The organism is Streptomyces filipinensis, from assembly GCF_014649495.1.
Classification (GTDB): Bacteria; Actinomycetota; Actinomycetes; order Streptomycetales; family Streptomycetaceae; genus Streptomyces; species Streptomyces filipinensis.
Genome location: NZ_BMTD01000002.1, coordinates 240,514 through 266,856 on the forward strand (window position 1 = coordinate 240,514; position 26,343 = coordinate 266,856).

At 68.6% G+C, this 26,343-nt stretch carries 20 protein-coding genes; 9 read left to right on the plus strand and 11 right to left on the minus strand.

The annotated features are described in order from the left end of the window. Positions 1-7 precede the first annotated feature (7 nt). Genes IE244_RS06135 through IE244_RS06145 form a run of 3 tightly spaced genes read right to left on the minus strand, consistent with a single transcriptional unit; the run spans position 8 to position 3,526 of the window. Positions 8-988: an ABC transporter permease gene (locus tag IE244_RS06135; protein ID WP_191871608.1), complete on the minus strand. Its 981-nt coding sequence runs from the start codon at positions 986-988 to the stop codon at positions 8-10. Further along, the gene (locus IE244_RS06140; protein ID WP_191871609.1) at positions 981-1,901 is read right to left on the minus strand and encodes an ABC transporter permease; all 921 of its coding nucleotides are present in this window, start codon (positions 1,899-1,901) and stop codon (positions 981-983) included. The genes IE244_RS06135 and IE244_RS06140 overlap by 8 nt, the downstream gene beginning before the upstream one ends. 5 nt (positions 1,902-1,906) lie before the next feature. After that, entirely contained in the window at positions 1,907-3,526 is a 1,620-nt protein-coding gene (locus IE244_RS06145) for a peptide ABC transporter substrate-binding protein (RefSeq protein ID WP_191871610.1), read from the minus strand. Between the two features lie 467 nt (positions 3,527-3,993). On the opposite strand from IE244_RS06145, the gene IE244_RS06150 reads away from it, so the two are divergent. From IE244_RS06150 to IE244_RS06175, 6 genes are all read left to right on the plus strand, one after another. Continuing rightward, positions 3,994-5,022, plus strand: a complete 1,029-nt coding sequence (locus IE244_RS06150) for an ABC transporter permease (protein WP_191871611.1) — start codon at positions 3,994-3,996, stop codon at positions 5,020-5,022. A 74-nt stretch (positions 5,023-5,096) separates the two neighbouring features. Further along, positions 5,097-6,878: an ABC transporter substrate-binding protein gene (locus tag IE244_RS06155; protein WP_191871612.1), complete on the plus strand. Its 1,782-nt coding sequence runs from the start codon at positions 5,097-5,099 to the stop codon at positions 6,876-6,878. Between the two features lie 82 nt (positions 6,879-6,960). Then, positions 6,961-7,941, plus strand: a complete 981-nt coding sequence (locus tag IE244_RS06160; RefSeq protein ID WP_191871613.1) for an ABC transporter permease — start codon at positions 6,961-6,963, stop codon at positions 7,939-7,941. Positions 7,942-7,953: 12 nt separating this feature from the next. Next, complete coding sequence (locus IE244_RS06165) at positions 7,954-8,979, plus strand: ABC transporter ATP-binding protein (protein ID WP_191871614.1); 1,026 nt, start codon at positions 7,954-7,956, stop codon at positions 8,977-8,979. Positions 8,980-9,005: 26 nt separating this feature from the next. Then, a complete protein-coding gene (locus tag IE244_RS06170) occupies positions 9,006-10,049 on the plus strand; it encodes an ABC transporter ATP-binding protein (RefSeq protein ID WP_191871615.1) in 1,044 nt (347 codons plus the stop codon). A gap of 215 nt (positions 10,050-10,264) precedes the next feature. Further along, complete coding sequence (locus tag IE244_RS06175; protein WP_191871616.1) at positions 10,265-11,002, plus strand: class I SAM-dependent methyltransferase; 738 nt, start codon at positions 10,265-10,267, stop codon at positions 11,000-11,002. A 73-nt stretch (positions 11,003-11,075) separates the two neighbouring features. On the opposite strand, the gene IE244_RS06180 is transcribed toward IE244_RS06175, so the two are convergent. After that, positions 11,076-12,050 carry an AraC-like ligand-binding domain-containing protein gene (locus IE244_RS06180; protein WP_191871617.1) on the minus strand — a complete coding sequence of 325 codons (975 nt, stop codon included), beginning with the start codon at positions 12,048-12,050 and terminating at the stop codon, positions 11,076-11,078. A gap of 328 nt (positions 12,051-12,378) precedes the next feature. Here IE244_RS06180 and IE244_RS06185 point away from each other — a divergent pair, with 328 nt between their 5' ends. Then, complete coding sequence (locus tag IE244_RS06185; RefSeq protein WP_191871618.1) at positions 12,379-13,824, plus strand: glycosyltransferase family protein; 1,446 nt, start codon at positions 12,379-12,381, stop codon at positions 13,822-13,824. A gap of 171 nt (positions 13,825-13,995) precedes the next feature. Here IE244_RS06185 and IE244_RS06190 read toward each other — a convergent pair whose 3' ends face one another. From IE244_RS06190 to IE244_RS06220, 7 genes are all read right to left on the minus strand, one after another. Next, positions 13,996-15,138 carry an ABC transporter ATP-binding protein gene (locus IE244_RS06190; RefSeq protein ID WP_191871619.1) on the minus strand — a complete coding sequence of 381 codons (1,143 nt, stop codon included), beginning with the start codon at positions 15,136-15,138 and terminating at the stop codon, positions 13,996-13,998. Between the two features lie 29 nt (positions 15,139-15,167). Next, positions 15,168-16,232: an ABC transporter ATP-binding protein gene (locus tag IE244_RS06195; protein WP_031163622.1), complete on the minus strand. Its 1,065-nt coding sequence runs from the start codon at positions 16,230-16,232 to the stop codon at positions 15,168-15,170. Positions 16,233-16,242: 10 nt separating this feature from the next. Then, positions 16,243-17,223, minus strand: coding sequence for an ABC transporter permease (locus IE244_RS06200; protein ID WP_191871620.1), 981 nt, complete (start codon positions 17,221-17,223; stop codon positions 16,243-16,245). Between the two features lie 87 nt (positions 17,224-17,310). After that, a complete protein-coding gene (locus IE244_RS06205; RefSeq protein WP_191871621.1) occupies positions 17,311-19,119 on the minus strand; it encodes an ABC transporter substrate-binding protein in 1,809 nt (602 codons plus the stop codon). A 59-nt stretch (positions 19,120-19,178) separates the two neighbouring features. Continuing rightward, the gene (locus tag IE244_RS06210; RefSeq protein WP_191871622.1) at positions 19,179-20,213 is read right to left on the minus strand and encodes an ABC transporter permease; all 1,035 of its coding nucleotides are present in this window, start codon (positions 20,211-20,213) and stop codon (positions 19,179-19,181) included. 405 nt (positions 20,214-20,618) lie between these two features. After that, positions 20,619-22,526 (minus strand): translational GTPase TypA, encoded by a 1,908-nt coding sequence (typA, locus tag IE244_RS06215; protein ID WP_191871623.1) that lies wholly within the window; start codon positions 22,524-22,526, stop codon positions 20,619-20,621. Positions 22,527-22,680: 154 nt separating this feature from the next. Further along, entirely contained in the window at positions 22,681-24,879 is a 2,199-nt protein-coding gene (locus tag IE244_RS06220; protein WP_191871624.1) for an ABC transporter family substrate-binding protein, read from the minus strand. Positions 24,880-25,193: 314 nt separating this feature from the next. On the opposite strand from IE244_RS06220, the gene IE244_RS06225 reads away from it, so the two are divergent. Then, positions 25,194-25,484: an Rv0250c family protein gene (locus IE244_RS06225; RefSeq protein WP_031163635.1), complete on the plus strand. Its 291-nt coding sequence runs from the start codon at positions 25,194-25,196 to the stop codon at positions 25,482-25,484. A 24-nt stretch (positions 25,485-25,508) separates the two neighbouring features. Next, positions 25,509-26,330, plus strand: a complete 822-nt coding sequence (gene sdhC / locus IE244_RS06230; RefSeq protein ID WP_191871625.1) for a succinate dehydrogenase subunit SdhC — start codon at positions 25,509-25,511, stop codon at positions 26,328-26,330. Positions 26,331-26,343 lie beyond the last annotated feature (13 nt).

The window sequence follows — 26,343 nt, forward strand, 5'->3', positions numbered from 1 at the left end:
GCCCGCATCACCTCAGCTTCGGGTCGAGGGCGTCGCGGACCGCGTCGCCGAGCATGATGAAGGCCAGGACCGTGACGGCCAGGGCGCCCGAGGGCCACAGCAGGGCGTGCGGGGCGTTGCGGATGTAGGGGGAGGCGCTGGAGATGTCGATGCCCCAGGAGACGCTGGGCGGTTTCAGCCCCACCCCGAGGTACGACAGGGTCGCCTCCAGCGCGATGTACGTGCCCAGCGCGATGGTCGCCACCACGATCACCGGCGCCACGGCGTTCGGGGCGATGTGCCGCAGCAGGATGCGGGAGTCGGAGGCACCGAGGGCGCGGGCGGCCTGGACGTAGTCGTTCTGCTTGGCGGTGATGACCGAGCCGCGCGCGATCCGGGAGATCTGCGGCCAGCCGAGCAACACCATGAAGCCGATGACCGGCCAGACCGTCTTGCTGGTGACCACCGACAGCAGGACGAGGCCGCCGAGGACCACCGGGATCGCGAAGAAGATGTCGGTGACCCGGGACAGGACCGAGTCCCAGACACCGCCGAAGTACCCGGCGAGGGCACCCAGGACCGACCCGGCCACGGCCACCCCGAGCGTCGCCAGCACGCCCACCGTGACGGACGTACGGGCGCCGTACACCGTGCGCGTGTAGACGTTGCAGCCCTGGCCGTCGTACCCGAAGGGCGCGCCCGGTCCCGCGCCGTCCTGTGCCTTGGCCAGGTCGCACTTCAGGGGGCTGCCGGAGGCGATCGCCGAGGGCCACAGGGAGATGAGGACCAGGAAGGCGATCACCAGACCGGAGATCAGGAACACCGGGTTGCGGCGCAGGTCACGCCAGGCGTCGGACCACAGCGAACGGGGCCTGCCGGCCGGTCCGGTGCCCCCCGGGCCGCCCGGCGTCCGCTCCAGCGTGGCCGCCTCGCTCACGCCGAGGTCCATCGCCCCGCCCATGCCGGTCCCGGCGATGGCGCCCTCGGGCTCGTACGACTGCTCAGGCATAGCGGATCCTCGGGTCGAGTACGGCGTACAGGAGGTCGACGAGGAGGTTGGCGACCAGGAAGACGAGGACGAGGACCGTCACGAAACCGACGACCGTCTGGGTGTTCTGGCGCAGGATGCCCTGGTAGAGCTGGAAGCCGACGCCATGGATGTTGAAGATCCGCTCGGTGGCGATCGCCCCGCCCATCAGCGCGCCGATGTCGGCACCGATGAAGGTGACCACGGGGATCAGGGAGTTGCGCAGCAGGTGCCGGACGACCACCCGGCGCCGGGGCAGGCCCTTGGCGATCGCCGTACGGACGTAGTCGGACCGCCTGTTCTCGGCGATGGCGGTGCGGGTGAGCCGGGTGACGTAGGCGAGCGAGACGGAGGCGAGGACCAGGCCGGGCACGATCAGCTCGTCGTAACTTCCGTAGCGCACGGACGGGCTGATCCACTGCCATTTGATGCCGAGCAGCAGTTGCAGCAGCAGACCGGTGACGAAGGTGGGGACGGAGATCACCACCAGGGTGGCCAGCAGCACCCCGGTGTCGACCGGCCGGCCGCGCCGCATGCCCGTCAGCACGCCCAGCGACACGCCGACGACGATCTCGAAGAGGATCGCGACGATCGTGAGCCGGACGGTGACGGGGAACGCCGCTCCCATCAGCTCGGTGACCTTCTGGCCGTTGAAGGCGGTGCCGAAGTCTCCGGTGAAGACGTTGCCCATGTAGGTCGCGTACTGCTGCCAGAGCGGCTTGTCCAAGCCGAACTCCCGCTTCAGCTGGGCGGCCGTCGCCGGGTCGCACGCCCGCTCCCCGCACAGGCCCGCGATGGGGTCGCCCATCACGTTCACCATCAGGAAGATCAGCAGCGTCGACCCGATGAACACCGGGACCATCTGGAGCAGCCGCCGCGCGACATAGCGCCCCACGGGGGTCAGCCGACCTTGATCTCGTTGTAGACCGGCACGCTGAAGGGGTTGAGCGCCACGTGGGAGAGCCGGGCGGTGTAGCCGGCGCTGCCGTTCTGGTACCAGAGCGGGATGGCCGCCATGTTGTCGCGGACGACCTTCTCGGCCTGCTGGAAGAGCCGGACGGCGGTGGGCTGCGCGGTCTCGGCGTTGGCCCGGTCGACGAGCCGGTCGAACCGCTTGTCGGACCACTTGCCGTCGTTGGAGGAGGCGCCCGTGTAGTACAGCGGCTGCAGGAAGTTCTGGATCAACGGGTAGTCCATCTGCCAGCCGGCCCGGAAGGGGCCGGTCATCTTGTGCTGGGTGATCTGGTTGCGGAAGTCGGCGAAGGTGCCGACCGGGTTGCCGACGCAGGCCCTGTCGTCGCCGAGGGCGTTGTTGATGGAGTTGCACACGGCGTCCACCCACTGCCGGTGCGAGCCGGTGTCCGCGTTGTAGGTGATCGTCAGCCGGCCGCCGGGGATCCCGCCGCCCTCCTCGATGAGCCTCCGGGCCTGTGCGGGGTCGTAGTCGCAGGCGTGGCCGCACAGTCCGGGCCGGTAGCCGCCGGCCGTGCCGAGGACCGGGGAGGTCCAGTCGGTGGCGGGGGTGCGGGTGCCCCGGAAGATGGTCTCGGTGATCTGCCTGCGGTTGATCGCCATGGACAGGCCCGTGCGGACCTTCCGTGCACCGCTGGTGTTCCACTTCGGGTCGTAGTAGGGGAAGGCCAGGGTCTGCAGGATGCCGGCCGGGGTGTTGATGTAGCGGCCGTTCAGGTCGGTCTCGACGTTCTTGAGCTGGCTGGCCGGCACGTCGTCGACCAGGTCGAGGTTGCCGGCCAGCACGTCGGTGTACGCGGTGTTGCTGTCGGTGTACACCAGGAGGGTCACGCCGACGTTCCGGGCCGGGTCGGGGCCGGGATAGGCGTCCCACCTCTTCAGGTTCATCGCCGAGCCCTTGGTGTAGGACTCGATCTGGTAGGGCCCGTTGCCGACCGGTCTGCTCAGCCAGGCCGCGTGGTCGGTGAAGAAGGTGCGCGGGAGCGGGGCGTAGGCCACGTACCCGAGGGTGTCGGGGAAGCTGGAGAACTTCTGGCTGAGGGTGACGGTGAAGGTCCTGGGGCCGGTGACCCTGAGCCCGGACAGGGTGTCGGCGGTCTGCGCCCCGCTGTCGGGGTGGACCTGGCCGTAGCCCTCGATGTAGCCGAAGAAGTACGCGTTCTTCTGGTTGTTCCGCAGGCTCGCCCCGTAGTTCCAGGCGTCCACGAAGGACCTGGCGGTGACGGGTTCGCCGTTGCTGAACCGCCAGCCGTTCCTGACGGTGACGGTGAAGTGCCGCGAGTCCGTGGTGTCGATGCGCTCGGCGAGCATGTTCTGGGCCTTGCCGGTCCTCGGGTCGTACCTCTTCAGGCCCCGGAAGACCATGTCGAGGACCTTGCCGCCCTGTACCTCGTTGGTGTTGGAGGGCTCCAGCGGGTTCTGCGGGTCGCTCCAGGAGGAGGTCATCACCCCGGGCCCGCCGAATCCGGCGCCACCCCCGCAGGCGGTGGCCATCAGCCCCGCGGCGACCGCGCAGCCGGCCCATCTGACGCGCGTGCCTCCCCGCATGCGGTGCCTCCTCCGCGCTCACCGACCCGATACCGGTCAATATCGGCTCGTACAGCGCATACCGCATGCCCGTGGCCGGATTGAGGGGCCTTTAGGGGGACACGTCATCCGAATGCAGACAGCCACCTGGAGGAGCCCGGGCGATCTTGCGCCGACCACGCAACAGATCTCTGTGCAACGTTGTCGAAACGTTGGATTGCGACGTGCCGATGTACGCATGTCGACACACCACCGTCCGCATATCGAACTCATTGCCCGATTCGCCCAATTGGTCCAATGTGAAGCACGGATTGATTACAGCGCGCTACCCGCGTAGCTACGGAATAGTCAACTACGAGTAAAGAACGTAAAGACGCAACCAAGGCGACCGAGAATTTATTGACCTTGAATGAATTGCGTTGAAAAAGTCCGGCGTAGCCCGTAGGGGAGCGCCCTGCGGAGCCTTGACCCACAAGGCACGGAGCATCATGACCCCCGCAACCCCTTCCTCGGCCGCCCCCCTTGAGGTGACCAAAGAAGACAGCGCCACATCGGCGAAGCCCGGCAACCCGAAGGGCACCGAGAGCCGCTCTCCGGGACGGCTGGCCTGGACCCGCTTCAAGCGGGACCGCACGGGTGTCATATCGGCCATCACGGTGATCTTGTTCTTCGTCGTGGGCATCGCCGCGCCGCTGATCGCCAAGGTGTACGGCAAGGACCCGTACACCACGTACGGCATGAACATCCCGGGCCTGTTCAACGAGTTCAACTACCCGTTGAAGCCCAACGGCGGCATCAGCTCCGACTTCTGGTTCGGCATCGAGCCGCAGCTCGGGCGGGACGTCTTCACCTTCCTGCTCTACGGCATCCGCAACTCCCTGCTGATCGCCACCGCCGCCGCCCTGATGACGACCCTGCTCGGCGTCGTCATCGGCATCACCGCCGGCTACCTGGGCGGCAAGACGGACTACTTCGTCGGCCGGGTCATCGACATCCTGCTGGCGTTCCCGCAGACGCTGTTCTTCATCGCCTTCTGGCCCGTGGTCATGGCGATCTTCGTCAAGCCGACCGACGGCACCCCGGTCTGGCTGACCGTGACCAGCCTGATCCTCGTGATGACCGCCTTCGGCTGGGCCTCGATCGCGCGTCTGCTGCGCGGTGAGGTGCTCGCCCTGCGCGAGCGCGAGTTCGTGGAGGCGGCCAAGGTCACCGGCGCCTCCCCGGCCCGGATCATCTTCAAGGAACTGCTGCCCAACCTGTGGACCCCGATCCTCATCCAGGCGACGCTCCTCCTCCCGACCTACGTCACCGCCGAAGCGGGTCTCGCCTTCCTCGGTGTCGGCCTTACGGACCCGACCCCCGACTGGGGCGTGATGATCCAGAACGGCGCCAAGGTCTACCAGGACGACATCACCTTCATGCTCTTCCCGGGCGTGGCCATGGTGATCTTCGTCGTGGCCTTCAACCTGCTCGGCGACTCGGTCCGCGACGCACTGGACCCGAAGACCAAGCGCTGAGTTCCTCCCGGCCCGGGCGACGGGGCCCGGCCGGGAACTAGCACCTCCTGTCATCCACTACGAACGGGTCAGCCATGTCTCTCTCCCGCAGAAACTTCGTCATCGCCACCTCTGTCGCGGCCGCGGGCTCGACGCTGCTGTCCGCGTGCAGCAGCGGCGGCGGGGGCGGCAACGGCACCCCGAGCGCCGGCGCCACCAGCTACACGGGCGCCAAGGTCACCATCGGCACGAAGGCCGACTCCACCGGTCCCGCCCCGGAGATCCCCGGCGCCAAGAAGGGCGGCACGATCTACGGCCTCGCGCCGGACGACTTCTCGCACCTCGACCCGCAGCGCATCTACTACGCGTACAACTCCACGATCGCGCTGCTGCTGCACCGCTGCCTGACCGGTTACAAGATCGACTCCTCCGGTCACCAGAAGCTCGTCGGCGACCTCGCCACCGACACCGGCACCGCCTCCAAGGACAACAAGACCTGGACCTTCACGCTGAAGGAGGGTCTGAAGTGGGAGGACGGCAGCGAGCTGACCGTCGAGGACGTGCGCCACGGCATCGAGCGTCTGTGGGCCCCGTTCGTCACCGAGTCCGCCACCTACGCCCAGCTGGCGCTGACCGGCAAGGGCGCCAAGTGGCGTGACGCCTACGAGGGTCCGTACAAGGGCAAGCACCTGGACGCGATCGTCACCGACAAGGCCAAGCGGACCATCACCTTCCACCTGGCCGAGCCGAAGCCGGACTTCAACTTCACGCTGGCGATGCACTCCTACGCCGCCACGCCCGTGAAGCTGGACACCAAGGAGAAGTACGACAAGGCCCCGGTTTCCGCCGGTCCTTACAAGATCAAGGCGCACTCCATCGACAAGTCGATGGTGCTGACCCGCAACAAGAACTGGGACCCGGCCACCGACTCGATCCGCAACGCCTACCCGGACGGCTTCGAGTTCCTCTTCGGTGTCGAGACCCTCGACAGCACCGACCGCCTGATCGCCGACCAGGGCAACGACCAGTACGCGGTGTCGATCTACAAGGGCGTCCCGGCCGAGCGCATCCAGAAGGTGCTCACCGACCCGCAGCTGAAGAAGCGCACCTTCAACGGTCTGCTCACCGGCACGTACTTCTACTGGATCAACACCAAGCGCGTCACCGACCTGAAGGTCCGTCAGGCCCTCATCCACGCCTGGCCGCTGCAGCAGATCCGGCAGATCTACGGCGGCCCGTCCGCCGGTGACCTCGCGAGCTCGATCCTCAGCCCCGACATCATCGGCTACGAGAAGAGCGACGTCTACGGGAAGCTGACGAAGCCGGCGGGCGACCCGGAGAAGGCCAAGGCGCTGCTGAAGGAGGCCGGCAAGGAGGGCGTGAAGGTCGTCTACGCCTTCCCGCAGGACCCGACCTACCTCAAGACCAAGGTCGTCATCGAGAACGCGCTGAAGGCGGCCGGCTTCACGCCGGTCATGAAGCCGGTCGACTCCACGTCGTACTACGACCAGATCCAGCAGATCAACAACAGCTACGACGTCATGTGGGGCGGCTGGTCCCCGGACTGGCCGACCGCCTACACGATGATCGAGCCGCTCTTCGACGGCGCCGCCATCGGAAACGGCCAGAACAACGTCTCCCAGACGGACATCAGCTGGATCAACGACGCGATCAAGAAGACCGCGGTGATCGCCGACCAGACCGAGGCCGGCAAGGCCTGGGCCGCGCTGGACAAGAAGATCATGACGGAGGTGGCGCCGATCATCCCCGAGACGTTCACCCGCCGCTTCTACGTGTACGGCTCGAAGGTGGGCGGTGCCCAGTTCGACCCGAACTTCTCCGCGACCCTGCTGTACAAGACCTTCGTGAAGGCCTGACGTACGAACCCCGGCGGGGCGGCCCCGGTGCCGCCCCGCCGTCTCACCCCCTACGGCATCCCGTCAGGAAAACCCAACTGCCATGCTCCGCTTCCTCATCCGCCGGACCCTCGGCGCCGCTGTGATCCTGCTGATCATCAGCGCCCTGGTGTTCGTCCTGTTCTACGCCGCTCCGCGCGACCCCGCCCGCCTCGCGTGCGGCAAGGTCTGCACCCCCGAGACCCTGGCCCTGGTGAAGAAGAACCTGGGGATCGACCACTCGCTCCCCGTGCAGTACTGGGACTGGCTCAAGGGCCTCTTCGTGGGACGTGACTACGCCTCCTTCGGGCACTGCGACGCGCCGTGCCTGGGTTACTCGTTCCAGAACCGCGAGCCGGTCCTGGGCACCATCGAGGACCGCTTCCCGACGACGATCTCCCTGGCCCTGGGCAGTGCCCTGGTCTTCCTGGTCTTCGGTGTGGGCACCGGCATGCTCGCCGCGGTGAAGCAGGGCAAGGCCCTCGACAAGATCGCCAGCTCCGCCTCGCTGATCGCGTCGTCGATGCAGATCTACGTCATCGGCGTCCTGGCCACGTACCTCCTCGTGGACCAGTGGCACCTGATGGACCGGGCCAACTACACGCCGTTCACCGACGACCCGGGCAAGTGGTTCACGGGCCTGCTGGTGCCGTGGCTGGTGCTGTCGCTGATCTTCACGGCCAACTACACCCGTATGACGCGGTCCCAGATGGTCGAGTCCCTCAGCGAGGACTACGTCCGCACGGCCCGCGCCAAGGGCCTGTCCCGCCGAAAGGTGTTCTTCCGCTTCGCCTGGCGCGGCGCGATGGGCCCGATCATCACCATCTTCGGTCTCGACCTCGGCACGCTCCTCGGCGGCGCGATCATCACCGAGTCGACCTTCAGCCTGCAGGGCATCGGCAAGCTCTCGGTGAAGGCGGTCAACACCAACGACCTGCCGATGCTGCTCGGCGTCATCCTGGTCGCCGCGGCCGCGATCGTCGTCTTCAACATCATCGTCGACGCCGTGTACGCCCTCATCGACCCGCGCGTGCGCCTCGCGTAAGGAGAGCGAATCATGAGCACCCCCTTCCTCTCCCTGCGCGACCTGAAGGTCCACTTCTCCACCGAGGACGGCATCGTCAAGGCCGTCGACGGGCTCTCCTTCGACCTGGAGAAGGGCAAGACCCTCGGCATCGTCGGCGAGTCCGGCTCCGGCAAGTCGGTCACCAACATGGCGATCCTGGGCCTGCACGACCCGCGGAACACCACGATGGACGGCGAGATCCTGCTTGAGGGCAAGGAGCTGATCAGCGCCAGCGAGTCCGAGCTGGAGAAGCTGCGCGGCAACAAGATGTCCATGATCTTCCAGGACGCGCTGGCCTCGCTCTCGCCGTACCACACCATCGGCGCGCAGATCGCCGAGACGTACCGCAAGCACACCGGCGCCTCCAAGAAGGAGGCCCGGGCACGCGCGATCGAGATGCTGCGCCGGGTCGGCATCCCCCAGCCGGATGTCCGTGTGGACGACTACCCGCACCAGTTCTCGGGCGGTATGCGCCAGCGCGCGATGATCGCCATGGCGCTGGTCTGCGACCCCGAGCTGCTGATCGCCGACGAGCCGACGACGGCCCTCGACGTGACGGTCCAGGCCCAGATCATGGACCTGCTCAAGGACCTCCAGCAGGAGTTCGGCACCGCGATCATCTTCATCACCCACGACCTCGGTGTCATCGCCGACATCGCCGACGACGTGCTGGTGATGTACGGCGGCCGGTGCGTGGAGCGCGGCACCAAGAAGCAGGTGCTGAGCGCCCCGGAGCACCCCTACACCCTGGGTCTGCTGAACTCCATGCCGAGCCTGGACGGCCCGGTCGACGTGCCGCTCTCCCCCATCCCCGGTTCCCCGCCCTCGCTGCTCAACCCGCCGTCCGGCTGCCGCTTCCACCCGCGCTGCGCGTTCGCCGAGAAGGTCACCGACGGCCGGTGCTCGTCCGAGCGGCCGAAGCTGGAGGTGGCCGAGGGCCGCGGCTCCGCCTGCCACCTCACCGTGGAGCAGAAGCGGGAACTCTTCTCCGACTACGCCGCAACCCGGCACAACTGACGGCCACCAGACGGGACTTCACGACCATGAGCAACACGAACCCCCTCCTGGACGTCTCCGGGCTCACCAAGCACTTCCCGATCAAGGGCGGCTTCCCGATCCGCCGGACGGTCGGCGCGGTGCAGGCCGTGGACGGACTGGACTTCCAGGTGGCCGAGGGTGAGAGCCTGGGCCTCGTCGGCGAGTCGGGCTGCGGCAAGTCGACCACGGGCCGGCTGATCACCCGGCTCCTGGAGCCGACCGGTGGCAAGATCACCTACCGGGGCCAGGACATCACGCACGCGGACCGCAAGGGCCTGGCGCCGATCCGCTCCGAGATCCAGATGATCTTCCAGGACCCGTACGCCTCGCTGAACCCGCGGCAGACGGTCGGAAAGATCATCTCCGGTCCGATGGAGATCAACGGGATCAACCCCGAGGGCGGGCGCGAGAAGCGGGTCCGTGAACTGCTGGAGATCGTGGGTCTGAACCCCGAGCACTACAACCGCTTCCCGCACGAGTTCTCCGGCGGCCAGCGCCAGCGCATCGGTGTCGCCCGCGCGCTCGCCCTGGAGCCGAAGCTGATCGTCGCGGACGAGCCGGTCTCCGCCCTGGACGTCTCGATCCAGGCGCAGGTCGTCAACCTGCTGCAGAAGGTCCAGAGGGAACTGGGCATCGCGTTCGTCTTCATCGCCCACGACCTCGCCGTCGTGCGGCACTTCTCGCAGCGCGTCGCGGTCATGTACCTCGGCAAGATCGTGGAGATCGCCGACCGCGACGACCTGTACGACAACCCCCGCCACCCCTACACGCGGGCCCTGCTGTCCGCCGTGCCCGAGGCGACGGTGGACGCGGAGCCGCGCGAGCGCATCCGCCTGGTCGGCGACGTGCCCTCGCCGATCAACCCGCCCTCCGGCTGCCGCTTCCGCACCCGCTGCTGGAAGGCGACGGAGAAGTGCGCGACGGAGGCCCCGCCGCTGGTCCAGGCCGAGGGCAACAAGCCCGGTCATCTGACGGCCTGCCACTACCCGGAGACGGCGGACACCGTCCCGGCCCCCCGCCTCTCCAAGGACCCCGAGGCGGCGGCCTGACACACCCCTTTCCGTCAGCCCCGCCTTGCGGAACGGACTTCACCGGCCCATTGACCCGAGCCCATGAAATCCGCTTCCAGGGAACGAAGGCCCGCGCCTCCCCAGGTGCGGGCCTTCGGCATGGAACGGCCATGTCACGCACCAGAGTTGATAGATGCTCAAGAAGTGCACCGGAAACTGACGCGCCGTTCAACAACGTGTGTCAGACTGCCGCGGTGGTAGATCATCCGTTCACCGATCTCACGCTCGCCGCGCTCTACGACAGCCTCAACCCCTGGGGTCCGGCTGACGACTTCTACCTCGGTCTGCTGCGGGACGCGCACGCGGTTCTGGACATCGGGTGCGGCACCGGACGGCTGCTGCGGCGGGCCCGCGCCGAGGGGCACACGGGCCGGCTGATGGGGCTCGACCCGGCCGCCGCCATGCTGGTCCAGGCGCGGCGGGCCCGGCCGGACGTCGAGTGGGTGCTCGGGGACACGCGGGTGCGGCGGTGGGAGGCGGAGTTCGACCTCGTCGTCATGACCGGGCACGCGTTTCAGGAGCTGGTCGGGGACGAGGAGATCCGGCACTGTCTGCGGGCGGTCCGCGCGGCCCTCGGCGACGACGGGCGGTTCGCGTTCGAGACCCGCAACCCGGCCGCCCGCCCCTGGGAACGGTGGGTCCCGGAGCGGGTGCACGAGATCACCGCCGCCGACGGCACGCCGGTACGGGTGTGGCACGAGGTCCTGGAGCCGCTCCGCGGGGGCCGGGTGCGGTTCACGGAGACCTACGACGGCGACGGCTGGCCGACCCCACAGGTGTGCCACGGCGTCCTGCGCTTCCTGGACGCCGGGACCCTGGAGGGTTTCCTCGCGGAGGCCGGTCTGGTGGTCACCGAGCAGTACGGGGACTGGGAGCGGGGACCGCTCACCCCCACCAGCCCCGAGATCATCACCATGGCCCGGCGGGCCTAGGCGCTGCCGGAGGGGGCGCCGCTCGCGGCGAGGCACTACGCGCCGGTCGTGCCCGACCGTGTGGGCGGGGGGTTCACTCGCGGTGAGGGAGGGCCTGGTGCCGGTGGTCCCTGGGCGTGGTGCCGTAGGCCGCGCGGTAGGCACGGCTGAAGTCGGCCGCGCGGGGGAATCCCCAGCGGGCGGCGATGGCGTGGATGGGGACGAGCCGGAGCGCCGGGTCGGCGAGGTCGCGGCGGGCCGCCTCCAGGCGCAGGCGGCGTATCCACGCGGCGACCGTGGCGTCCTCGTCCTGGAAGAGGCGGTGCAGATAGCTGGTGGAGATGTGGTGCGCGGCGGCGATGGTGCTCGGGGTGAGGTGCCGGTCGTGTAAGTGCTCCCGGACGAACGCCTGGATGCGCAGGAGGAGGGCGCGCCGATGGGTCTCCGGGGGCAGGCGGTCCCCGGCGTCGAGCAGATGGGCGAAGAGCGCGGCGACCAGAGGTGTCGCGATGGACGCCAGCCGCGGCCGGTCGGAGGGCCGGTACGCGGACGGGTCCGCGACCAGCCGGGTGAGGAACTGCGCCAGCAGGGCACCCATGCCGTCCCGGGCCGACACCGGCGCCCCGACGATCCGGCCGGCCATGTCACGAGACAGCGGCAGCAGGGCCTTGGGCACCTCCAGCGCCACCGTCTGAACCGGGTCCCCGATGCTGTAGACGTCGTTCGGCAGCGAGGAGGAGTTGATGAACAGGTCGTACGGCTTGTACTCGGTCTCCCGGTGCCGCCACACGCCCGCCCCGGTCCCGCTGACGACGAGTGACAGGTGGTACGCCTCGGGGTCGGACTGCCGGATCAGCTTCGGCGTACGCCGGAACACCAGCGGCTGGAACGTGGCGGACCACACGGTGACGGCACCGAGGTCCAGCACGCGCTGGGAGGCCCGGAAATCGCCGGCGTGGTCGCTGCACAGCTCCATGGGTGCGTGCGTACGGCCCAGGAGTTCGGTCCAGTAGTCGAACCGGTCCGCCGCGCACACGTCTTCGCTCCGGAACACCATCTCGTCCAGCACTGACTTTTCACCGTTTCCGAAACCGCTGGGCAAAGGCTCTCCCCTGGAGTGACGGGGCTCCGAACGCCCTGGTTCCACGCCTTGGGACCTGGAGGTTGCTCGCGTCGGCTATGACAGTGATCACCGTGTGATCACTGGTCGTTGATCGTTTCCGGCGGGTAGATTCGCGTCATGCCCACCCGGTCGGCCGACCACCGACAGCGCGGGTGGCGCCCAGGGGGTGGGTGACGCACACACGCGGCCGAGCCGGTGTGCGGTGTGCACCGAGCGTTCGACAGGCCCGCCCTTTGCGGCGTGGACCGTCGATCCCGAGGACCCGGACCTCTTCATGAACTCCCCCCTGAACCTGCTCCGGTCACGCCTGCCCGTGTGGCTGGTCCCGGTGCCGTGGACCCTCGCCCTCGGCCTGTGGGGGCTGTCCCGGCAGCACAGTGTGTGGCGGGACGAGGCCGCGACGTGGATGGCGGCCCAGCGGTCCGTCCCCGAGATCTGGCATCTGCTGCGGCAGGTCGACGCCGTGCACGGGCTCTACTACCTGTTGATGCACGGGCTGTTCCACTGCTTCGGGGCGAGCACCACGACCCTGCGGCTGCCCTCCGTGCTGGCCGTGGCGGTGGCGGCGGCCTGTGTCACGGCCGTCGGCCATCGGCTGGCCGGGGTCTGGGCCGGCGTGGGCGCCGGGCTGGCGTTCGGGCTCCTTCCCGCCGTGCAGTTCTCCCTCCAGGACGGCCGCCCGTACGCGCTCGTGTCCGCGGGGGCCGCGCTCTCGACGCTGCTGCTCGTCGGCGTGCTCCAGGAGCGCGGCCGTACCGGGCACTGGGTGGCGTACGGCGGCACGGTGCTGCTGTGCGGGCTGCTGAACTGGCTGTCGCTGCTGATCCTGCCCGCGCATCTGGCGACGCTCCGCTGGACCAGGGCCCGGCGCGGAGTGCAGGTGCGCTGGGCGGTCGCCGCGTCGGCCGCGGTCGCCGGCACACTGCCGCTGATCCTGTTCAGCCGGACCCAGGCCCATCAGGTGGCCTGGATACCGCCGCTGACCTGGCAGAAGATGATCGGGCCTGCCGTCCTGCTGACGCTCGGCGCGCTCGCGGCCCTGGCGGACCGGCCACGCGGGGGCCGGCTTTCGGCGGCGGCCGTCGGACTGCCCCTCCTGGCGGTGCCGCAACTCGGCCTGCTCGCCGTCTCCCTGGTCCGTCCGCTGTACCTGGACCGCTATGTCCTGTTCAGCATGCTGGGCCTGGCCCTGCTGATCGGGGCGGCCCTCGCGGCGGCGGTCCGGTCGACGGGCCACCGGTACCCGCGTGCCTCACGATGGCTCGTCCCGGTGGCGCTCGCGGTGGCCGTGGTGGCGCTGTTGCCCCAGTCACTGGCCCAGCGGTCCCCGGCCAGCCGCGTGGACGACGTCCTGGCGGTGGCCGGGGAGGTCCACCGGCTCAAGAGGACCGGGGACGCCGTCCTCTTCCTGCCGGCGGACCGGCGCGACACCGCCCAGGTCTCCCCCGGCGACTTCGCCGGCCTGCGGGACATCGCACTGGTGAGGGATCCCGTGGCGGCCGGGAACCTGAAGGGCGAGGAGGCGTCAGCACAGCGGATACGGTCCGCGATGCTGGCGCAGCACCGCATTCTGCTGGTCACCGACGCGCCGGAGGTGGCCCCGCCGGTCTCGGCCGAGCGGGACAGGGCGAAGGCCGACGTACTGAAGCGGCACTTCACCGCGGTGGCGGACGAACGGGTGCGCGGCCGGCGGGTCACCGTGTACGAGCGTCACCCGTAGTCCGCGACACGGGCGCCACGCGTACTCCCCGATACGGGCGCCACGTGTACTCCCCGATACGGGAGCCCACCGCAGGCCCCGGTACAGGCGCCACCCGCAAGCCTCGATACAGGCGTGCCCGTGTCCCCCGCTCGGGCGTCACCCGCACCCACGGACACGGGCCACGCGTGGCTACGCCTCCTGCGCGGGCTCCGGCCCCGGTGTGCCCTCCTCCAGTGCCGCCAGCGCCGGGTCCAGGACGATGTCCTCGTCCCGTGCCTCGGTCGTCGGCTCCTCCGGGAAGTGGCAGGCCGTCAGATGGCCCTCACGGTTGCCGGAGATCTGGACCAGCGGCGGCTCCTCGGTCGCGCACTTGTCCTGGGCCTTCCAGCAGCGGGTGCGGAAGCGGCAGCCGGAGGGCGGGGAGATCGGCGAGGGCACGTCGCCGGCCAGGCGGATGCGCTCGCGCGCGGTGGCGTCGTCCGTCGCGAGGTTCACCTCGGGGACGGCGGACAGCAGGGCGTGGGTGTACGGGTGGCGCGGCCGGGTGTAGATGGATTCGCGGTCGCCCACCTCGATGATCTTGCCGAGGTACATGACCGCGACGCGCTGCGAGAAGTGCCGCACGACGGCGAGGTCGTGGGCGATGAAGACGAACGCGATGCCCAGTTCCCTCTGGACCTTCTGCAGCAGGTTGACGACCTGCGCCTGGATCGAGACGTCCAGGGCGGAGACCGGCTCGTCCGCCACGATCAGCTTCGGCTCCAGGGCCAGCGCGCGGGCGACACCGATGCGCTGGCGCTGGCCGCCGGAGAACTCGTGCGGGAAGCGGTTGTAGTGCTCGGGGTTCAGACCCACGATCTCCAGCAGTTCACGGACCCGCTTCTCGCGCCCGCCCTCGGGGTTGATCCCGTTGATCTCCATCGGACCGGAGATGATCTTTCCGACCGTCTGCCGTGGATTGAGCGACGAGTACGGGTCCTGGAAGATCATCTGGATCTCGGAGCGGATCGGCGCCAGCTGCTTGCGGTTCGCGTGGCTGATGTCCTGCCCGCGGTAGGTGATCGTGCCGCCGGTCGGCTCCAGCAGCCGGGCGATCAGCCGGCCCGTGGTCGACTTGCCGCAGCCCGACTCGCCGACCAGACCGAAGCTCTCCCCGGCGTGCACGGTGATGTCGACCCCGTCCACGGCCTGCACCGCGCCGACCGTCCGGCGGATCGGGAAGCCGCCCTTGACGGGGAAGTGCTTGACCAGTCCGGAGACCTCCAGCAACGGCTCCCCGTCCGCGCCGGCGCTCTTCTCGCGCGGGGCCGGGAGGACCAGGTCCTCTTTCATGACGGTGTCCTCCTAGGACGTACGACGACCTAGCCCAGACGGGGCTTGATCTCTTCGATGAAGATGGTCCGCTTCTGTTCCTCCGTGAGATGGCACGCGGAGGCCCGGTCCGGTGCCAGCAGCGGGCGCTCGCGCACACAGCGGCCCGTGCCCTCCACCCGCTCCTGGAAGGTGCAGCGGGGATGGAAGCGGCAGCCGGACGGCGGGGTGAGCAGCGAGGGCGGCGAACCGGGGATCGGGGACAGCTGGGCAGCGAGGTCGGAGTCCAGCCGGGGCATCGAGTTCAGCAGGCCCCAGGTGTACGGGTGCCGGGGCGCGCGCAGCACCTCGTCGGTGGTGCCCCGCTCCACCGCGCCGCCCGCGTACATCACCATGATGTCGTCGGCCATGTCGGCGATCACCCCCAGGTCGTGGGTGATGAAGACGATGCCGGTGCCGAACTCCTGCTGCAGGTCCTTCAGCAGGTCCAGGATCTGCGCCTGCACCGTCACGTCCAGGGCGGTCGTCGGCTCGTCGGCGATGAGCAGGTCGGGGTCGCAGACCAGCGCCATGGCGATCATCGCGCGCTGGCGCATACCGCCGGAGAACTGGTGCGGGTACTCCTTCGCCCGCTCCCTGGGGTTCGGGATGCCGACCTTGCCGAGCATCTCCACGGCACGTGCCCAGGCCTCCTTCTTGGAGGCGCCGATGTGCTTCATGTACGGCTCGGCGATCTGCCGGCCGACCGTGTAGTAAGGGGAGAGCGCGGTGAGCGGGTCCTGGAAGATCATGGCGACCTTGTTGCCGCGCAGCTTCTCCAGCTCGGACTCGCGGGCCGTGGTCAACTCCCGCCCGTCCAGCAGGATTTCACCCTCGACCGTGGTGAACATGGGGTTGTGCAGGCCGAGGATGGTCAGGTTGGTCACCGACTTGCCCGAGCCGGACTCGCCCACGATGCCGAGCGTCCTGCCGCGCTCCACGTCGAAGGACAGCCCGTCCACGGCCCGTACGACGCCGTCCTCGGTCTTGAAGCTGACGTGCAGGTCCCGCACCGAGAGCAGGGGACCGGTACCGGCCGGGTTCGGAGCACCGGCTTCCTTGGTCAGAGTGGTCACGACAGTGCTCCTAGGACAGCCGCACGCGCGGGTCGATGAAGGCGTAGGCGGCGTCGACGATGATGTTGAACAGCAGGATCATGCTGGCGGAGAAGAGCATCACGCCGAGCAGCAGCGGCAGGTCGCTGAAGAAGACGGACTGGACGGCGAGGTTGCCGAGGCCGGGGAGGCCGAAGGTGTACTCGGTGATGATGGCGCCGCCGAACAGCGAGCCGAGGTCGATGCCGAAGATGGTGACGATCGGGATCAGCGAACCGCGCCAGGCGTAGCGGAAGAAGACGTATCCGCGGGACATGCCCTTGGCGCGCGCGGTGCGGACGTGTTCCTCCTGGAGCTGTTCGATCATCGAGGAGCGCGCCATACGGGTGTACTGCGCGGCGAAGATCGTGGAGAGGATCACCCACGGGATGATGAGTCCCGTGAACCAGGACGCGGGGTCCTGGGTGAAGTCGTTGTAGGCGGGCTTGTCGAACCAGTGGGTCTGGTAGACGAGGATCGCCAGGGCCAGCGGGCCGAGGAAGTAGATCTGCAGCGAACTGATGACCATGGCGCCCGCGGTGGCCGTCTTGTCGATCAGGGTGCCGCGCCGCCAGGCGGCGAGCAGCCCGGTGCCGAGGCCGACGATCAGGAAGCACACGGCCGCGCCGAGGGTGAGCGAGACGGTGGTGGGCAGGCGGTCCATCAGGGTGCCCCAGACCTGCTCGTTGGTGTGGTACGAGTAGCCGAAGCAGGGGGCGGGGCAGGGCCCCTGGGCGAACTGGTTGCTGCCCAGGACGAGGTTGTGCAGGAAGATCCAGTACTGCTCGGTGATGGGCTTGTCGAGGCCGAGCACATGGTGGATGTTCGCGATGCTGTCCGGGTTGCACGTCTTGCCGCACATCAGCAGCGCCGGGTCCCGGGGCACCCCGAAGAACAGCAGGAACGTGACAATGCTCAACAGGAACAGGATGACGACGGCACCGATGAACCGGCGCACGAGGAAGCGCAGCATGGCAGGGCAGCTCTCAGACGTCGGCGGCCTCGGCGGTGCCCGGCGCGTCCCGCTGGCGGGAGCGCGCCGGGTACCGGGCGGGGACGGTTACTTGATGAAGAGGCGACGCGGGTCGACGCCGCCGATCACGTCGTCGTAGACGAGGCCGCCGACCTTGGAGCCGGCGATCTGGGTCTGCTTGTAGTACCCGGTCGGGACGACGTTGACGACGTCCTTGACGATGTACTGGTCGAGCTTCTCCCACTCGGCCGCCGACTTGACCGGGTCGGTGATCTTGTTGATCCGGTCGATCTCACTGTTGATCTTCGGGTCGTTGACCTGCGAGTAGTTCTGCGCGCCGTCGGCGATCACACGGCCGTCGTACAGCGGCGGGAGCACGGTCGAGGCGGACGGCCAGTCGGCACCCCACGCGGTGTGGAAGATGTCGTAGTTGTTGTTCAGCTTGGAGACCTGGTCGTAGTAGGTCTCGGACGGGATCTCCTGGCGCTGGACGTCGAAGCCGGCCTTCTTCAGGCCCGCCGCCATGGCGGTGGAGTACTGCTGGCCCTCGGGGGTGTTGATGTAGCCGAAGGTCAGCTTCATGTTGAGCTTGCCGGCCTTCTTCAGCAGCTCACGGGCCTTGTCCGGGTCACCGGCGGGCTTCTTCTTCTTGCCCCACGGGTCGAAGGAGGGGTCGTAGCCGGAGACGGTCGGGGAGATCAGGCCGCCCGCGACCTCCATGGCGTCGGTGCCGCCGTAGGCGCGCACGAACGGGGTGACCGGCAGCGCGTAGGCGATGGCCTCGCGGACCGTCTTGTCCTTCATGGCCGGGTGGCTCATGTTGATGTTCATCTGGCCGACGTAGGGCTGGTAGCCGGAGACCGTGCGGGACTTCATCTTCGGGTCCTTGAGCACCTGGGACAGGTTGCCCGCGTCGACCTGGTTGTTGAAGCTGAGGCCGGTCTGGTCGGCGCCGCTGTCGGCCAGCAGGGCCTTGGTGGAGGTCTCGTACTGCTGGTTGAACGTGATGTTGAACTGGTCCACGTACTGGTGCCGGATCGGGTCCGTCTTCGCGTCCCAGCTGGGGTTCTTGACCAGCACCATCGACTTGCCGGACTTGAACGACTGGATCTTGTACGGGCCGGACACCACCGGGGCCTTGTCGTACCGCTGCTTGGTGTCGCCCTTCTCCGAGACCACCGCGTAGCCGGACATCGCCAGCGCGTAGGGCAGGTCGGGGTGCGGGGACTTGAAGTGGAAGACGATGGTCTTGTCGTCCGGGGTCTCCAGCACGGAGCTGGGCAGGTGCTTGCCCTTGTACGGCCCGTCGGGCAGCAGCTTGCGGTAGGCGGCGCCGGAGGCGTTGGCGAGCCACTGCTGGAGGTAGGTGGGACCCTGGTTGATGAACGGCGCGAAGAGCCGCTCGACGCTGTGCCGGATGTCCTTGGACGTGATCGGCGTGCCGTCCTGGAACTTGATGCCGTCCTTGAGCGTGTACTTCCAGGTCTTGCCGCCGTCGGTGGTGGTCCCCGAATCGGTGGCGAGGTCACCGACCACCTCGTGCCCGCTGCCGTCGTCGGTGGTGGCCTTGTAGCCGGTCAGGCCTCTGTGCAGCAGCTGCGCGACGGACATCTGGTCCGAGACGTAGATCTGGCCCGGGTCGAGGTGCGCGTACGAGTCCCGCTGCAGCACCTCCATGGTGCCGCCCGTCTTGGCGCCGGGCACGGGAGCCGCCGGACCGGTGGAGTCCGCCGCGCCACCGAACTTGATGGACGCCTGCTGCCGTTTCGCGTTCTCCTGGTCCTTCTTGCCGTCGGTACCGGAGTCGCTGCCGCCCTTGCTGCAACCGGTGAGCACGAGAGCTCCGGCCGCGAGCACGGAGAGTGCGCCGTATGCGTGGCGTCCGCCCCTACTCATCACGAAGGTTCCCACCTATCTGTGAAAGTGACGATCCGTGTGGTTGACGTGGTGCCAGGTCAGCGCGCGGTCTTGGGATCGAAGGCGTCTCTGACCGAGTCCCCGAGCAGGTTGAACGCGACGACGAAGATGATCATCGAAACGCCGGGGAAGAACATGTAGGTGATGTCGTTCTGCATCACCAGCTGGGTGGACGCCTTGGAGAACATCTGCCCCCAGTCCGGCGTCGGTTCGACGATGCCGACGCCCAGGAACGACAGACCGGCCTCGGCCGTCACGAAGTTGGGCAGCAGATACGTCGCCTGCACCAGCAGTGGGGTGACGATGTTCGGCAGGATCTCCTTGCGGATGATCCGCCAGGGCGAGGCGCCGCTGACCTTGGCCGCCTCGATGAACTCCCGCTCCCGCAGGGCGAGTGCGGTGCCGCGCAGGATGCGGCCGAGACCCATCCAGCCCAGGAACCACTGGACGAGGATCAGGGCCACCACCCGGACGTAGGTCGGTGTCTCGTCGCGCGGGCTGACGAACAGGGAGACCACGACGGGCATGCTCGCGATGAAGAACAGCTGTGCCGGGAAGGCGAGCAGGAAGTCGATGACCCGGCCGATGAAGTAGTCGGTCCTGCCGCCGAGATAGCCGGCCGCGACACCGAGCAGGATGCCGGTCACGACCACCGCGACGGTGACGGCGACCGAGATCATCAGCGAGGTGCGGATGCCGTAGATCAGCTTGGTGAAGACGTCGTAGCCGTTGCCGGGTTCGAGGCCGAACCAGAAGTCGCCGCCGATACCGCCGTTGGGCTGCACCGGCACGCCGGCGCTGTCGAAGAGGTCCGGGCGCTCGTCCGCGTACACCGTGTACGGGTTCTTGCCGTACAGCTTGGCGATCAGCGGGGCGAGCAGTCCGACCAGGAAGAAGAAGCCCACGACGTAGGCCGAGATCACGCCCGTGCGGTCGCGCCTGAAGCGCAGCCACATCAGCTGGCCGGGAGACCGGCCGTCGAGCTTGACGGCTTCGCCCTTCGTCTCCGGCCCTGGTTCGCCGTCGACGACGACCGAAGTCCCGCCACCCTCAATGTCGATAGGACTTGTCACGGTTCGTCCGTTTCAAGGTATGAGTGACTCCACGCGTTCACCAACAGGAGAGGGTTCACGTCGTCCCCCCGACACCCCTGACGGAGAGGCAGACACCCCCTGGTGCTCGTGAGTCGGCGCACTGTCCCCACAGTTCGCGACCCATTGACCCGAGCGCTTCGCGGCTAACTATCTGCCATGGGTCGACCACCGACCACTGCCCGTAGATCTCAATTCAGTCACGGATCGCCGCCGCATCTTCCAAAATCTGGACAAACTGTTCGACGGAAGAAGGCACGAAACGGACTTGTTACATGGCTATCGGGCAACGATCTCCGCATGCCGGACATAGGGCCCCCGAAAACGGGTTGCAAAAAGCCCGGGTGCCCCCACGCTGGGGGACACCCGGGCTCAACCGGCTTGGGATCAGCCGTGCTTGGCGCGGCTGGCGGCGCGGGCCCGCTCACGCTGGTCGAGGTTGACCTTGCGGATGCGAACGGCCTCCGGGGTCACCTCGACGCACTCGTCGTCACGGCAGAACTCCAGGGACTGCTCCAGGGAGAGCTTGCGCGGCGGGACGATGGCCTCGAACGAGTCGGCCGACGAGGACCGCATGTTCGTAAGCTTCTTCTCCTTGGTGATGTTCACGTCCATGTCGTCGGAGCGCGAGTTCTCGCCGACGATCATGCCCTCGTACACCTCGGTGCCCGGCTCCGTGAACAGCACGCCGCGCTCCTGGAGGTTCGTCATCGCGAACGCGGTGACCGCACCGGCGCGGTCGGCGACCAGGGAACCGTTGTTACGGGTCTGGAGCGTGCCGAACCAGGGCTCGAAGCCCTCGTGGATGGAGTGGCCGATACCGGTGCCACGGGTCTGCGTCAGGAACTCGGTCCGGAACCCGATGAGACCACGGGACGGCACGACGAACTCCATGCGCACCCATCCGGAGCCGTGGTTGGACATGTTGTCCATACGGCCCTTGCGCACACCCATCAGCTGGGTGACGGCGCCCATGTGCTCCTCGGGCACGTCGATCGTCATGCGCTCGACGGGCTCGTAGGTCTTGCCGTCGACCTGCTTGGTGACGACCTGGGGCTTGCCGATGGTCAGCTCGAAGCCCTCGCGGCGCATCTGCTCGACCAGGATGGCGAGCGCGAGCTCACCACGGCCCTGGACCTCCCAGGCGTCCGGACGCTCGGTGTCGAGCACGCGCAGCGAGACGTTACCGATCAGCTCGCGGTCCAGGCGGTCCTTCACCTGGCGGGCGGTGACCTTGCGGTCCTTCACGGCCGACTTCGCGTCGGCGCCCTTGCCGGTGCCGCCCCGGCCGACCAGCGGCGAGGTGTTCGTGCCGATGACCATGGAGATCGCCGGCTCGTCGACCGTGATCAGCGGCAGCGGGATCGGGTTCTCGGTGTCGGCGAGGGTCTCGCCGATCATGATGTCCGGGATACCGGCGACCGCGCAGATGTCACCCGGGCCGGCCTTCTCGGCCGGCTTGCGGGTGAGCGCCTCGGTCATCATCAGCTCGGAGATGCGGACGTTGCTGACGGTCCCGTCACGCTTGATCCAGGCGACGGTCTGGCCCTTGCGCAGCTCGCCCTGCTCGACGCGGAGCAGCGCGATACGGCCGAGGAAGTTGTCGGCGTCGAGGTTGGTGACGTGGGCCTGGAGCGGCGCGGCCTCGTCGTACGTCGGGGCCGGGATGTGCTCCAGGATCGTGGAGAAGAACGGCTCCAGGTTGGTGGAGTCGGCCGGGACGGTCCCGTCCTCCGGCTTGGTCAGCGACGCGACGCCGTCACGGCCGCAGGCGTAGACGATCGGGAACTCGATCTGGTCCTCGTCCGCGTCCAGGTCCAGGAAAAGGTCGTAGGTCTCGTTGACGACCTCGTCGATGCGGGAGTCCGGGCGGTCCGTCTTGTTGATGCACAGGATGACGGGCAGCCGCTGCTGGAGGGCCTTGCGCAGCACGAAGCGGGTCTGCGGGAGCGGGCCCTCGGACGCGTCCACCAGCAGCACGACGCCGTCCACCATCGACAGACCGCGCTCGACCTCGCCGCCGAAGTCGGCGTGGCCGGGGGTGTCGATGATGTTGATGGTGATCGGGTCCCCGCCGTCCTTCGGGTGGTATTTGACCGCCGTGTTCTTGGCGAGGATCGTGATGCCCTTCTCACGCTCCAGGTCGTTCGAGTCCATGACCCGGTCGTCGACCTGGTCGAGCTGGTGGGCGGCGAACGCGCCGGCCTGCTTCAGCATGCCGTCGACGATGGTGGTCTTGCCGTGGTCGACGTGAGCGACGATGGCGACGTTTCGGATGTCGTGGCGCGTGGCCATAAGCTGCCGTACTCCCGGAGTGGTGAGGATCGCCCTGCGCGTACGTCTGTGTCGCACGGGCCCTGCCGGGCTTGACACGCCACGGCCTCACCCCATGGTACGTGGCCCCGAGTGAGTCGGCCTTCTCAGGGCCGAGCCGTGATCTTTGTGCAGGTCACTTCGTGGGGCTGGGGGAGATCCTCGCCCCCTTCTTCAAGAAGCCCATGTCCTCGTAGACCGGCGTCTGGAAACCGAACGCCCCGGCGTTGACCAGATTCTTGCGGACCCCCACCAGCTGGGGCCGCTGGTAGAGGGGAATCGAGCCGCCCGCGGCCCAGATCCTGGCGTCCGCCTTGCGGATCAGGGAGACCTCCTCGTCCTCGTCCAGCGTCGCCATGGCCTGGTCGAAGAGCTGGTCGACCTGGTCGGTCCCCACCCGCGTGTAGTTCTGCTCGACGTTCACCGAGCCGTCCGCGGCCGGTACCGGCTTCGCGTAGACCGGCCGGTCGTCCGTCGCCGGGAACGCGGAGGACGGCCACGAGTACAGCGCGAGGTCGTAGTCGCCGGAGGCGATGTGGTCCTTGAAGTAGCTCTCGTCGGAGACCTTGGTGATCGTCGTCCGGATCCCGAGCCGCTCCAGCATGGCCGAGATCCGCTCGGCGACCGAGTTCAGCGTCTCGGAGCCGGCGCCGGACGGCAGCACGAAGCGGAGCGCGAGCGCCTTGCCGTCCTTGGCGAGCAGGCCCGCCGGCGCGGCGGCCGGCGCGGCCGTGCCCTTGGGGGCGTACGCTCCGGGCACGCCTCCGTGCTTGCCCTCCTGCGCGATGTGCCGGTCCCCGCCGTCGTCGCGGCCCCCCGACTTGTCGTCGCCGCTCGTACCGTCCCCGCTCTTGTCGTCCTCGCCGACGATGTACGCGCCGTCGTCGCCGCCGTCGGACTTGTCCTCCTTCTCCTCCTGTCCCTTCTTGCCGGCGCGATCGCCCTCGGAGCCGGCCGCCTTCTCGCCCTTCTTCTCCTCCTTGACCGGGCCGCCCGGCACCCAGCCGGCCTCGGCGAGCAGCGCCTGCGCCCCCTTGGGGTCCTGGTCGCCGACCGCGTCGCTGCTGTCCGCGTAGGCGGGCTGCCCGGCCAGGGCGAGGTGGCTGCCCACCGGGACGGCGGGCAGGCCCAGCGGGGTGAGCACCAGCCTGGCCAGTTCCTTGCGGTCCAGGGCGCGGGCGACGGCCCGGCGGACGCGCTCGTCGGCGAGGGGGCCCTCGGAGCCGTTGAGGGCGAGCTGGGTGTAGGCGGGCTCCAGCGACTTGCGGACCTCGACGCCCCGCAGCTGCTGCTGCTCGTCCAGGTACCGGGTGATGGCCCGGCGCAGCGTCGTCTGCCCGGCCCGGGCCTGGTCGGAGCCGACGCCGTGCGCCAGCGCCCAGGAGCGCAGCTTGGTCACGGAGGTCCTGCCGGACCCCTGCAGCGGGTTCGCGGTGCCGCGGGCGGCGAGCCCGATCCGCTCGGCATCGGCGGGGTCGACGTCGGCGAGGTCCACGCTGCCGTCGGCGAGCGCGACGGCCCGCTGGTCGTGGGGGACGGCGTGCAGCACGATCTCGTTGAGCTTGGCGGGCCTGCCCCACCAGCGCGGGTTACGGGTGAGGACCACGTCCTTGGCGGCGGTGTCGACCTTGTCCACCTTGAAGGGGCCGGCGGTGACCGTCAGCTTGCGGCGGGCCCCGTCGTTGAAGGCGTCCGGGGTGCCCATGACGTCCTTCGGGTACAGCGGCGAGAACAGCGACCTCCAGTCGGCGTAGGGCCGCGAGAAGGTGACCCGCACCTGCAGGTCGTTGGCGCCGCGCTCGATCTTCTCGATGCGGTCGTAACCGGCGTTGCGGGCGGTCCAGTACGCGCTGTTCCGGCCGGACAGGGCGCGCCACTGGGCGGCGAAGTCGGCGGCGCCGATCTCCCGGCCGTCGCTCCAGACGGCCTGCTGGTTCAGCTTGTACAGCACGACCTGGCGCGGCTCGGTCTCGATGACCTTGGCCGACTCCAGGTAGGCGGGATTGGCCACCGTCCGGCCGGTGGCGTCCAGCCGGAACATCGACGGCAGCACGGCCTGGGCCACCCGGGTGGTGCCGGCGTCGGCGTCGGCCTGGAAGGTGTTCAGCGTCGCGGGGACGGCGTCCACCGCCCACTTCAGGGTGCCCCCGTCGGCGACCAGACCACGCGCGACCGGGGCGATGTCCTGCCCGGCCAGCGGTTTGCCGGCCTTGTCCTCGGAGTCGCAGCCGGCGAGAAGGGGCACGGCGAGCACACCGGCGGTCAGAAAGGCGACCGAACGCATGACGCTCCGCTGGGGGTGCCGCGAGCGGGCGACGACGCCGTCGTGGGACATCACTGCTACCTCCGGGGAGCCGCTGGCTTTATGCTCACATTTGTCGGTATATGGAGCTGATCACCTTTGGCGGTATATGGAGCTGATCAGATCTATGCGGCCCACTGAAGAGGAAAGGATCCGGCAACCACGGGCGACACGGCGACGACGGGCGGTAACCCCACCCGTGCGGCGCAACACCACCCGAGATGCATCGGTGCGCCTCCGCCAATCGCTGCACATGCCTTCACAGCGGCACGTGCGGCGCGCAACACTCCAAGGCGCATGAACGTTGCCGCCCAGGCCCGCCGGACCCGCGGAAGTGAGGGCAAGTCATGTCCGTGCACGACGACATCACCTCGGTCCAGCGTTCTCTCGACGATCTGTACCGGTCGCTGGGACGTCTGGAGCACCAGCTCGGCAGCGGCGGCATCGAGATGCGCCGGGTCCGACTGGACGCCGACCATCTGCGTGAGAGCGTGGCGCTGCTGCGCGAGGCGAGCGCCGCGCCGGACGCCCCGCGCCGGCCCGACCTCGTCACCATCTCCGACACGCCCTACGACATCAGCCTGTGGACGGACTCGGACGACGAGGGCCTGGGCGCCCGCGACCGCCGCGCCCCCTGACCCCCGACCGACCGGAGCCCTGCCTTGGCCACTGGTACGGAACCCCAACAGAACAGCGGCGGCGTACGCACCACCGCGCGCGCCGCGATCACCGCCCCGCATCTGCGGACCGACCGCTGGTGGCTGGCGCCCGCCGTCACCGCGGCCGGTCTGCTGGCCTTCGTCGTCTACTCGACCTGGCGGGCCTTCGCGGGCGCGCACTACTACGCGGCGCCGTACGTCTCGCCGTTCTACTCGCCCTGTCTGGCGCAGAACTGCAAGGACATGCCCTCGGGCCCGAACGCCGACCTCTTCGGCAGCTGGTGGACGATCTCCCCGGCGATCATCATCCTGGTCTTCCCGCTGGGCTTCCGGCTGACGTGCTACTACTACCGCAAGGCGTACTACCGCAGCTTCTGGGCGTCCCCGCCCGCCTGCGCGGTGGCCGAGCCGCACCGGACGTACACCGGCGAGACCCGCTTCCCGCTGATCCTGCAGAACGCCCACCGGTACTTCTTCTACGCGGCGATCCTGGTCGCGGGCGTGCTGACGTACGACACCGTGCTGTCCTTCCGCGATCCGCACGAGAACTGGGGCCACATGGGCCTCGGCACCGTCGTGTTCCTCGTCAACATCACCCTGATCTGGGCCTACACCATCTCCTGCCACTCCTGTCGGCACATCGTCGGCGGCAAGCTCAAACACTTCTCCAAGCACCCCGTGCGCTACAAGGCGTGGCAGTTCGTCGGCCGGCTCAACGCCCGCCACATGCAGCTGGCGTGGGCGTCGCTGCTGAGCGTGGCGCTCGCCGACTTCTACGTCTATCTCGTCGCGTCCGGGGTCTTCGCCGACCCCCGTTTCTTCTAGAACAGGTGGAGCC

What these genes read in the sequence shown, in the direction of transcription:
- IE244_RS06135 (WP_191871608.1), bottom strand. Translation starts at nt 988, where the DNA reads ATGCCTGAGCAGTCGTACGAGCCCGAGGGCGCCATCGCCGGGACCGGC.
- IE244_RS06145 (WP_191871610.1), bottom strand. Translation starts at nt 3,526, where the DNA reads ATGCGGGGAGGCACGCGCGTCAGATGGGCCGGCTGCGCGGTCGCCGCG.
- IE244_RS06150 (WP_191871611.1), top strand. Translation starts at nt 3,994, where the DNA reads ATGACCCCCGCAACCCCTTCCTCGGCCGCCCCCCTTGAGGTGACCAAA.
- IE244_RS06155 (WP_191871612.1), top strand. Translation starts at nt 5,097, where the DNA reads ATGTCTCTCTCCCGCAGAAACTTCGTCATCGCCACCTCTGTCGCGGCC.
- IE244_RS06160 (WP_191871613.1), top strand. Translation starts at nt 6,961, where the DNA reads ATGCTCCGCTTCCTCATCCGCCGGACCCTCGGCGCCGCTGTGATCCTG.
- IE244_RS06165 (WP_191871614.1), top strand. Translation starts at nt 7,954, where the DNA reads ATGAGCACCCCCTTCCTCTCCCTGCGCGACCTGAAGGTCCACTTCTCC.
- IE244_RS06170 (WP_191871615.1), top strand. Translation starts at nt 9,006, where the DNA reads ATGAGCAACACGAACCCCCTCCTGGACGTCTCCGGGCTCACCAAGCAC.
- IE244_RS06185 (WP_191871618.1), top strand. Translation starts at nt 12,379, where the DNA reads ATGAACTCCCCCCTGAACCTGCTCCGGTCACGCCTGCCCGTGTGGCTG.
- IE244_RS06190 (WP_191871619.1), bottom strand. Translation starts at nt 15,138, where the DNA reads ATGAAAGAGGACCTGGTCCTCCCGGCCCCGCGCGAGAAGAGCGCCGGC.
- IE244_RS06200 (WP_191871620.1), bottom strand. Translation starts at nt 17,223, where the DNA reads ATGCTGCGCTTCCTCGTGCGCCGGTTCATCGGTGCCGTCGTCATCCTG.
- IE244_RS06205 (WP_191871621.1), bottom strand. Translation starts at nt 19,119, where the DNA reads ATGAGTAGGGGCGGACGCCACGCATACGGCGCACTCTCCGTGCTCGCG.
- typA (WP_191871623.1), bottom strand. Translation starts at nt 22,526, where the DNA reads ATGGCCACGCGCCACGACATCCGAAACGTCGCCATCGTCGCTCACGTC.
- IE244_RS06220 (WP_191871624.1), bottom strand. Translation starts at nt 24,879, where the DNA reads ATGTCCCACGACGGCGTCGTCGCCCGCTCGCGGCACCCCCAGCGGAGC.
- IE244_RS06225 (WP_031163635.1), top strand. Translation starts at nt 25,194, where the DNA reads ATGTCCGTGCACGACGACATCACCTCGGTCCAGCGTTCTCTCGACGAT.